Consider the following 8516-nt stretch of genomic DNA (forward strand, 5'->3'; position numbering starts at 1 on the left):
CCCGTGCGCAACAAGGCCCAGAAATGGGTCCTTGCCGCGTTGGAGGAGATCGCGGCGGTGATGCCGTTCCCGATCCGGGGTGTGGATTCCGACAACGGTAGCGAGTTCATCAACCACAACCTCCTCGATTGGTGTGATCTGCGGCAGCTGACCTTCACCCGGTCGCGGCCCGGACGCAGCAACGACGGCTCCTACGCCGAGCAGAAGAACTGGGCCGTGGTGCGCACCATCGTCGGCTATCACCGCTACGACACCGAGCCAGAACTGTTGCTGCTCAACAAGATCTGGCACCAGCAGTCGCTGCTGACCAACTACTTCTACCCGCAGCAGAAACTGCGATCCAAGGTCCGCACGGGCGCGAAAGTGAGCAAGAAATACGACACCGCGACCACCCCGCACCGGCGCGCCGATGCCTCAGAGACGGTCACCGCCGCCACGAAGGCCCGCATGGCCGCCACCCACGCCGACACCAACCCCGCCGCGGTGCAGCGGCGCATCCAGGCCCTCACCAGCGAGCTGCTGGCCCTGGTGGTCGGCAAGCCCGCCCACACCCACCACCGCACCCTGGCCCAGAACACCGCCGCGCGCGCATTCTCAGCTGCGGCAACGAACCGGCACACGCGCGCATCTTGACACGAGGCAACAGAGCGCCGAATGCCTCCGATGAGTGTTGTAGTAGTTCTCGATCCAGTCGAACGTCGCCCACCGCACCGAGTCCAACGTCGGCCATGGGCGGGTGTGGATCAGTTCCTTCTTATAGGTCGCGAACAGCGATTCCGACACGGCATTATCGAAGCACGAGCCAGTGCGGCCGAGGGACCGCCGGATACGGTTCCGGTGACAGTATGCGTCGAATTCTTTTGACGTGTACTGGGTTCCGCGGTCGCTGTGGAAAATCACTCCAGGCTTCGGTTTCCGACGGCCCAGAGCCATATCGAGCGCGTCGGTGACCAGGCTGGTCCGCATGTGGTCAGCGATCGCCCAACCGATCACCGAACGGTCGTGCAGATCAATCACCGTCGCCAGGTACGCCCAGCCGGCCCAGGTCTTCACATAGGTGATGTCACCGCACCAACGGCGTCCGGAACCGCCGCCGACAGCGAAGTCACGGCCGATCAGATCCGGTGCCGCGACCGGGCTGCCGCCGCGGACCGTGGTGCGCCGGAACGCCTTCGGATGCCGCCCGCGCAGGCCCGCGGCGCGCATCAGCCGCCACACCCGCTTACGTGCCACCCGCCGACCGGCCACGACCAGCGCGGCATGCACCCGCCGCACACCAGGGTTGCCGCGCAGCTTGTCATGGATGGCGCCGATCAGCGTCGTCAGCTCCGCATCCTCCCGCGCCCGGCCCGACACCCCACGCCCGCGCCACGCGTAATACCCCGACCGCGACACACCCAGCTCTCGGCACATGAACTCGCTCTCGAATTCCCCAGATTCCACCCAGTCCGCAATCGCGGCGAACTTCACCGCTGGTCTTTCGCGAACCAGGTCGCAACTTTTTTTGCGAACGCGACTTGCATCTTCAACTCCGCGTTCTCCGCACGCAAACGCTCCAACTCGGCCCGCTCCGAGTCGGACAACCCCCGGTCCGGAGAATCATCCCCCGCGCCGGACTCCTCCACCTTCTTCACCCATTTCCTCAACGTCATCTCGTGCACACCGATATTGCGTGCCACCTCGGCCACCGGCCGACCCTCGTCCCGAACGAATGCTACCGCCTGCGCCCTGTACTCCTCGGTGAAACTACGCCGCGTCGAACCCATACACGAACTCCCGTGCTACCCGGCGACTTTCAACCCCGTGTCCACCGAACCGGGAACGGTCCAATGCGGTAATCGGGGTGGCGGGTTGATCGTGGGCCGGTGACCGGTGATGCTGCCGGTGGAGGTGGTGCCGGTGGCTCGCAAGCCGGATGTATTCGTCAGAGCGGTGTCTCCGGAAGAGGGACGCAAGCTGGCTCGGATCGCGCGAAGCAGCAAGGTGCCGGTGCGGATGCGGCGGGCGATCGTGGTGATGGCCTCGGCGCAGCATCAACCTGTGCCGATGATCGCGAAGCTGATGCAGGTGTCGGAATCCTATGTGCGGCAAGTGATCCACGACTTCAACGAGAAGGGGTTCGACGCACTGGACCCAAAATGGACACCGTTGGCGAATTCCGACGTGCGGTCAGACGGCTGGTCTGAGCGCAGCGAAGTGTGATGTTCGCGTTCTGGCGAAAGGTGTTGTCTCCCACCAGGTGTTGAGGCGGTTGAGGTTGAGGCCAGCGGCGGTGAGCAGGTGCTGAAGTCTGGTCTTGGCCAGACCGCGGTAACGAGAGCGGCGTAAACCGCAGACTCGGATGCCTTGGGCGATGGTGCCTTCCACGCCCGCGCGATGCTGGTAGCGCTGCTGCCACTGGGCGGTCTGCTGTTCGGCGCGAGCGAGTTGGAGCGCCTGGTGCTGGGCACGATGCCGCAGGGTGAGACGCCGTCCTGTGCTGGAGCGGGTGCATTGGTCGCGGGTGGGGCAGGATTGGCATGCCGAGCTGGGGAAACGGACTCTGATGACCGGGGTTCCGTCCTGTGACCGGTCGGCCTTCCAGGACCTGGACGCGATGCCCTGTGGGCAGGTGGCCTGCTCGTTGTCCCAGTCGATCGTGAAATCCGACAGGGCGTAGCCGTCGTTGGTGGCGGCTTGCCAGCCCGTGGCCGCCTTTGCCGGACCCAGCAGCTCGACCCCATGGTTCTGCCCGGTCGTGATGAGCAGCTCGGCATCGACATAACCGGCATCGACCAGATGCACGTCCGGAAGCAGATCCCGCTCGGCCAGGCCGATATGGATCGCCGCGGTCATCGCCATGTCGGGGACCGGAGCCGGGGTGGTGGCGACATGGGTGATCAGGTGCGGCGCGTCCGGCTCGCAGGTTTCGGTGAGGTGGACCTTGTAGCCGTTCCAGGAGGCGTCGCGTTTGGTGCCGGTCCGGGCTTGGTCGTCGTATGGCGAGCAGTACCGGATCGCTGCCGGCGGAAGGTCTTTCTTGTCTCTCCAGGTCACCGTGCCGTCGGTAATCTGATACTGCTGAATCCAGATCCTTCGCAGCAACTCCACCGCAGGCAGCTGCCGCAGCCACGCAGGTGCCTCGGCCGCAGCGACGGCCGCCAGCACGGTCATGCCGTCAGCGCCGATCTGGTCCGCGTGGGCGGCGCGGGCTGCCCAGCGGCTCGGGAACCGCGTATCTTCCGAGCGGGCACTGTAGCGGTCGAACCACTCCGGCTCGGCGACACCGGTCAGCCACTCCGGCGCTGCGGCGGCGAGCGCGTTGAGCGCTGATCGCAGCGTTTCGGTGACGAACTGCAGCCGGTTCAAATCCCGCACCGCCGCCAGCACATGCGTGGAATCGGTCCGTTGCCGGCCACCGGCTTTCAGCAGCCCGGCCTGCCGAGTCACCTCCAGGACCGCGTCGAGCAGGCGCTGCTCCAGCCCGCCGGTGATCAGCCGGGCCCGGAACTCACTGAGCACCGAGTAGTCGAAACCGGGATCGGTCAGCTCCAGCGCCAGAGCGTACTTCCAGTCGATCCGAGCCCGCACCGCTTGCGCTGCTTGGCGATCGGTGAGCCCTTCCGCGTATTGCAGCACCGATACCAACGCCAGCAGTGCCGGCGAGAGGGCGGGTTGACCACGGCGGGAGAACATCTCCGCGAACTCGGTATCGGTGAAGATCGGCCCGAGAACATCTCGCATCCGCATCGCGAGGCAACCATCCGGAAACACGATTCGGGCGACCCGGACCGTCTCCGCAGGAACCCCGTCCAACCTGCGCGGACGCAACGACACTGCAACCTCCATCAACACCACTGCCCGGAACACCGATGTTGATCATGCCGAACCGTCACCGCCTCAACCGAATTCGCCAACAGTGTCCAAAATGGAGCGGGGGCAGGCCGGCGAAGACCGATCAGGCGATGCGTGATCGGATCTGTCAGATCGCCCGGTGCTGCCCCCGGAATCTGGGGTGGCCGTTTTCGGTGTGGAGCCTGTCCAAGCTCTCGGAGGTGTTGCGCACCAACCAGATTGCCGATCTGAGCAGGGAGACCCTGCGTCGGATCCTGAAAGCCGGTGGAGTGTCGTGGCAGGCCACCAAGACGTGGAAAGCCAGCAACGATCCCGAATTCACTACCAAGATGGCGCGCGTGCTCGATCTCTACGATCACCCGCCCACCGAGGGGCGGGTGGTGTGCGTGGACGAGTTCGGGCCACTGAATCTGCAGCCCCGCGCTGGTCGCGGCTGGTTTCCCCGCCGTCGTCCGGCACGGTTGCGCGCGACTTACCATCGAACCCAGGGTGTTCGGCACATGTTCGGCGCGCTGGACCTGGCCACCGGTCAGCTCTACTACCGTATCCGCGACCGGAAACGATGGATGGAGTTCCTGGCCTTCCTCAAACCCCTGCGAGCCCGGTGGCCGGGCGAGAAGTTGTACCTGATCTGCGACAACTACTCGGTCCACAAGCGCCGCGAGGTACGGCAATGGTGTGAGACCAACGCTGTGGAACTGGTGTTCCTGCCGACGTATTCGTCCTGGTTGAACCGTATCGAGTGCGAATTCGCCGCGCTGCGGTACTTCGCACTCAACGGCACCGACCACCGCAGCCACGGCGAGCAGGACGCCGCGATCGGCACATACGTCCGATGGCGCAACCAGCACGCCGGACCCATCCGCGACTTCGCCGTCAACTCCAAGATCCGGCACCCCGATTACCTACCGAACGTTGCCTGACACGGCACTAGCAGGCAGCTGCACGACGAACAGGGTCGGCTGCGCGATCTCAGTCGCCGCCATTCGGGAGCGCTCCGCCGGTGCGGCCAGTTCCTCGGCGACCGACCAGCCCAGTCGCGGCGTCAGTAGCGCGTCGGCCTCGGCGACCACTCGCGCGAAAATCGGGTCGGCGAGCAGATCGGCTCCCATCCCGGCCCACTTGGGACCCATTGCCCGACAAGACGAATGCCACGCGACCGCGTGCGGTCGCCCCCGTCGCGTCGTCAGCCGCCTGCGCGGCGGTTCGCAATCGCTCGGCCGCCTCGGCGGCGCTGTCCGCCAACACCGCCAACCGGTGAGCATGCCGGGTGCGTCGCCGCGCTGTGGCGTAGCAGATGTCGTAGAACTCGTCCGCGCTCGCCGCGGTGAGCCGTTCGGCCATCTGGTGCGCGGTCTCGGCCAGCGCCGGAACCGAGCGTGCCGAGACAACAACCGGCAACCGGCTCCCGTGGTGCGACGGAACCGACTGGGACACAGGGCTTTCACCGAAAATGACATGCGCATTGGCGCCGCCGAACCCGAAGCAGTTGACTCCGGCCACGGCCGGCCCGGCACCGCGCAGCGGTGTCGGCTCGACCGCAGGGACCAATTGCATTCCATCGAAATCGATGTCGGGGTTCAGGGGTGTCGCGTGCAGTGAGGCCGGTATCTGACGATGGGTGACCACCAGCATCGCCTTGAGCAATCCCGCCATACCCGACCCGGCCTCGAGATGCCCCAGATTCGTTTTGACCGAGCCGATCGGCAACGGGAGGCCCGACCGTCGCCCGACTCCCAGCACGCGCCCGATCGCCCCGCACTCGATGGGATCACCGACCGGTGTTCCCGTACCGTGCGCCTCGACGTAACCGACCTGGTCCGGCTCGATTCCGGCGCGGGTGTACACCGCACGCAGCAACGCCTCCTGCGCGTCGCCGTTGGGGAGAGACAGACCGGGGGTGTGCCCGTCGGAGTTGACGCCGCTACCGCGAATCACCGCCCGGACACGGTCACCGTCGGCGAGCGCGTCCGGCAATCGCTTGAGCACGACCAGTCCGCCGCCCTCGGCGCGGACGTAACCGTCGGCCGCAGCGGAGAACGAGCGGCATCGGCCGGACGGCGACAACATCGACGCCTGGGCGAAGCCCACGAAAGTCATCGGGTTGAGCAGGATATTCACCCCGCCGACCAACATCATCCTGCCCTCGCCCGCGCGCAAAGCCTGACATGCCTGATGCACTGCCACCAGCGCCGACGAGCACGCCGTATCGATGGCCATGCTCGGCCCGCGCAGATCGAACATGTGCGACAACCGATTCGCCGCGATCGACAACGCCAAACCGGGATTGGTGTAAGCGTTCAGCTCACGCCAATCGCCCTGCTGCAGAGCGGCATAACCGACTTCGGAGATGCCGATGAACACCCCGGTATCCGATCCGGCCAGACTGTCCAGATCGGCCCCAGCGTCGTCCAAAGCCTCGACGCCCATCTCCAAAAGCAGCCGATGCTGAGGATCCATACGGCTGGCCTCGCGGGGCGAGATACCGAAGAAGGCCGCGTCGAACATCGTTGGATCGCCGGCGAGTACGCCGGCCGCCGCACTGTAGCACTTCCCCGGCCGCCGTCGATCGGGCACGACGAATCGGTCCACATCGAAACGATCCGCCGGCAGCTCGGTGACCAGATCCCGGCCGTTCGACAGGGCCTCCCACAATCCGTCGAGATCGACGATCCCCCCGGGCAGTCGGCACGCCGCGCCCACGATCGCGATGTCCTCGTCAACCGCCTTGAACTCGGAAATAACTGCCTCCTCGAATCGGATGGAAATGGTGCGGCGGGTCGGCTGATCGACGCGAAAGGACGCCACCCGCTAGGCGATGACGGGTCAACGCGCGTGCTGACCGAACACGACGTCGAGGACCCGAATAGCGTGTCGCAGAACAGAGGCCGCAGCGGATCGGTCCGAATCCGAATCCGCGAGTTCATCGAGCCAGCCGGTCAGCTCCGAGGACTCCCATCCGCCCCGGTCCGCGTGCGCGTCGGGGTGCTCGAAGCGCTGGGTGAGCCGGGCGAACCCGGTACGCGACCGCCGCGGGCCACAGCCGTGTGAGGAGCTCCGCAACTCTCGGTGAGATGTCGCGGTCACCGGCACATCGGCTCGAACACTCGCCACGCAGATTCGGATGGGCCTCGTCGATGGCGGCGACGATATGTCCCAGCGAAGCCCCGCAGGACAGTGCAGCCAGAGCGCGCGGCCGTCTCCGGCGTGGCGGTAGCCAAATCCATGTTCGCAGCGGGTCGGTCCACCAGCTCGCCGGCTCATACAGCGCCCCCTGAGCGCGCCATCGCGCCGACAGCCGAGACCGCAGGTCTGATCCGAACAAACAGCACAGCAGCGCCTGTACCGCACCCCCAACCGGCGGGCACGGCCAGGTTCTCCATGACAGCCCGATCGATCTGAAACGCCAGATACGCCGGATCGGCCCCCGTAAGCCGGTCGTCGAATACGCACCAAGGGCACACATCCGTCGTTGTCGCCGTCGGCCGGAACAACCCCACCGCCGGATAACGGCTTCCGCAGAGGTCGCACGCCGCGCGACTCGGGATATCGGCGAGGTCACGTCGGCGAGCCCGCGTCACCAATCGGTCGACGACGGAAACCACTCGCCTTACGGAGCGATGCGCGAGCAACTCGCAGCTGTCCAATCCCATTGCCCGCCCGAGCGTCTCCGAATAACTGCGCATACACGGCGCCCATACCGCGAGACATAAAGGGGCCGAGAGATCGAAGAGTTTCGGATCGTCGGGATTGTCGGCTCCCAGCGAAACTCATTGCCGCCCTGCCGCGGTCGTCGCCCGGGTAACCGCCAATACCGCCGGTCCGGCGTAGCACCACAAGGCGTTCGCGCGAGGAGCAGGTTCGAGCTCAACCGTCCAACCGGCGGCTTCGAAACCAGAGCTCAACGCATCGCGCAGGTCGGTCGCCAGGACGGCACCTCGATTGACACGAAACACCTAATCCCCTTGTGCGGCTCAATATTACGCATCGGCAGGCAGGTCGAGCACGGCGACGTCGGAGTCGGACGGGTGCACGCGTCGGCGGCCCACCGACGCTACCTCGGAAGCCGTACCAGTTCGGCGGCGCGAGACGCGGTGCACCATTGGGCCCCACCACTCGCTTACGCCGGACAGCACCAGTCGGAAGTATTTGTCACCGTCGATGCATTCGGAGCCGGACGCCTTCTGGATGGGCCCAACTTGTTCGACGTGCCGAGTCGGACAAATCACACGCTGCCGGCTTCGAGGCGTTCATCATTGAAGCGGAATTCTTTCGCGCGGCGTCGCTCCAGACCCAAGTTCGGGCCCGATATCTTCGCGACGCCTACACTTCACCGCGTCAAGGGGCGGACCCGAGCGCCTTGGCAAGACACGTCATGGAACTCGCGCGCGTTGACATCATGTACCGCTGTTGTTCGCTATCTTGTTGACCTTGTGAACCTCATCCAGGCGGCCCGGCACGACGGGCCCACGGCGACAGCACGGCCCTCGCCCACCGCCTTTCCGCACGCCACTGTGCGCGCACAGGTGCGGGTCCGGCTCGACCGGGCGGTGCGGTGTGCCGCCGATCTGGTCACGTTCGACAACCTCGTGGACAGTCGCGAACATCTGGCGTTGGTGCTGCCGCCGCGCTCCGGCTCGCCCGCGGGCGTGCCCTGGGTGCGGGTGCACAGTGAATGCCTC

7 protein-coding genes and 2 pseudogenes are annotated in these 8516 nt (G+C 65.9%); 4 read left to right on the forward strand and 5 right to left on the reverse strand.

Going from position 1 to position 8516, the window contains the following annotated elements:
• Window positions 1-633, forward strand: a 633-nt coding sequence (locus NP4_RS41920; protein ID WP_218024003.1) for an integrase catalytic domain-containing protein, incomplete at its 5' end; no start/stop codon positions are given.
• Here NP4_RS41920 and NP4_RS39270 read toward each other — a convergent pair.
• Together NP4_RS39270 and NP4_RS39275 are read right to left on the reverse strand one after the other, a co-directional pair.
• Window positions 595-1470 carry an IS3 family transposase gene (locus tag NP4_RS39270; protein WP_082876643.1) on the reverse strand — a complete coding sequence of 292 codons (876 nt, stop codon included), beginning with the start codon at window positions 1468-1470 and terminating at the stop codon, window positions 595-597. The genes NP4_RS41920 and NP4_RS39270 overlap by 39 nt on opposite strands.
• On the reverse strand, window positions 1467-1766 hold the full coding sequence (locus NP4_RS39275) for a transposase (RefSeq protein WP_068009912.1): 300 nt from the start codon (window positions 1764-1766) through the stop codon (window positions 1467-1469). The genes NP4_RS39270 and NP4_RS39275 overlap by 4 nt, the downstream gene beginning before the upstream one ends.
• A gap of 109 nt (window positions 1767-1875) precedes the next feature.
• Here NP4_RS39275 and NP4_RS39280 point away from each other — a divergent pair, with 109 nt between their 5' ends.
• Window positions 1876-2202, forward strand: coding sequence for a helix-turn-helix domain-containing protein (locus tag NP4_RS39280; RefSeq protein WP_245998776.1), 327 nt, complete (start codon window positions 1876-1878; stop codon window positions 2200-2202).
• Here the strand turns inward: NP4_RS39280 and NP4_RS39285 are convergent.
• Window positions 2170-3816, reverse strand: a complete 1647-nt coding sequence (locus tag NP4_RS39285; protein WP_082876644.1) for an IS1182 family transposase — start codon at window positions 3814-3816, stop codon at window positions 2170-2172. The two genes, NP4_RS39280 and NP4_RS39285, sit on opposite strands and share 33 nt — an antisense overlap.
• A gap of 128 nt (window positions 3817-3944) precedes the next feature.
• On the opposite strand from NP4_RS39285, the gene NP4_RS41440 reads away from it, so the two are divergent.
• A complete protein-coding gene (locus NP4_RS41440; protein WP_245998777.1) occupies window positions 3945-4757 on the forward strand; it encodes an IS630 family transposase in 813 nt (270 codons plus the stop codon).
• Here NP4_RS41440 and NP4_RS43520 read toward each other — a convergent pair.
• Window positions 4740-5099: an acyltransferase domain-containing protein gene (locus tag NP4_RS43520; RefSeq protein ID WP_373863911.1), complete on the reverse strand. Its 360-nt coding sequence runs from the start codon at window positions 5097-5099 to the stop codon at window positions 4740-4742. The genes NP4_RS41440 and NP4_RS43520 overlap by 18 nt on opposite strands.
• Window positions 5056-6642: pseudogene (locus NP4_RS40545) on the reverse strand (type I polyketide synthase); the annotation flags it as partial. The pseudogene NP4_RS40545 and the gene NP4_RS43520, both read right to left, overlap by 44 nt.
• A 1625-nt stretch (window positions 6643-8267) precedes the next feature.
• Here NP4_RS40545 and NP4_RS39305 point away from each other — a divergent pair.
• Window positions 8268-8516: pseudogene (locus NP4_RS39305) on the forward strand (hypothetical protein); the annotation flags it as partial.

The organism is Nocardia pseudobrasiliensis NBRC 108224 (assembly GCF_001613105.1).
Taxonomy (GTDB): domain Bacteria; phylum Actinomycetota; class Actinomycetes; order Mycobacteriales; family Mycobacteriaceae; genus Nocardia; species Nocardia pseudobrasiliensis.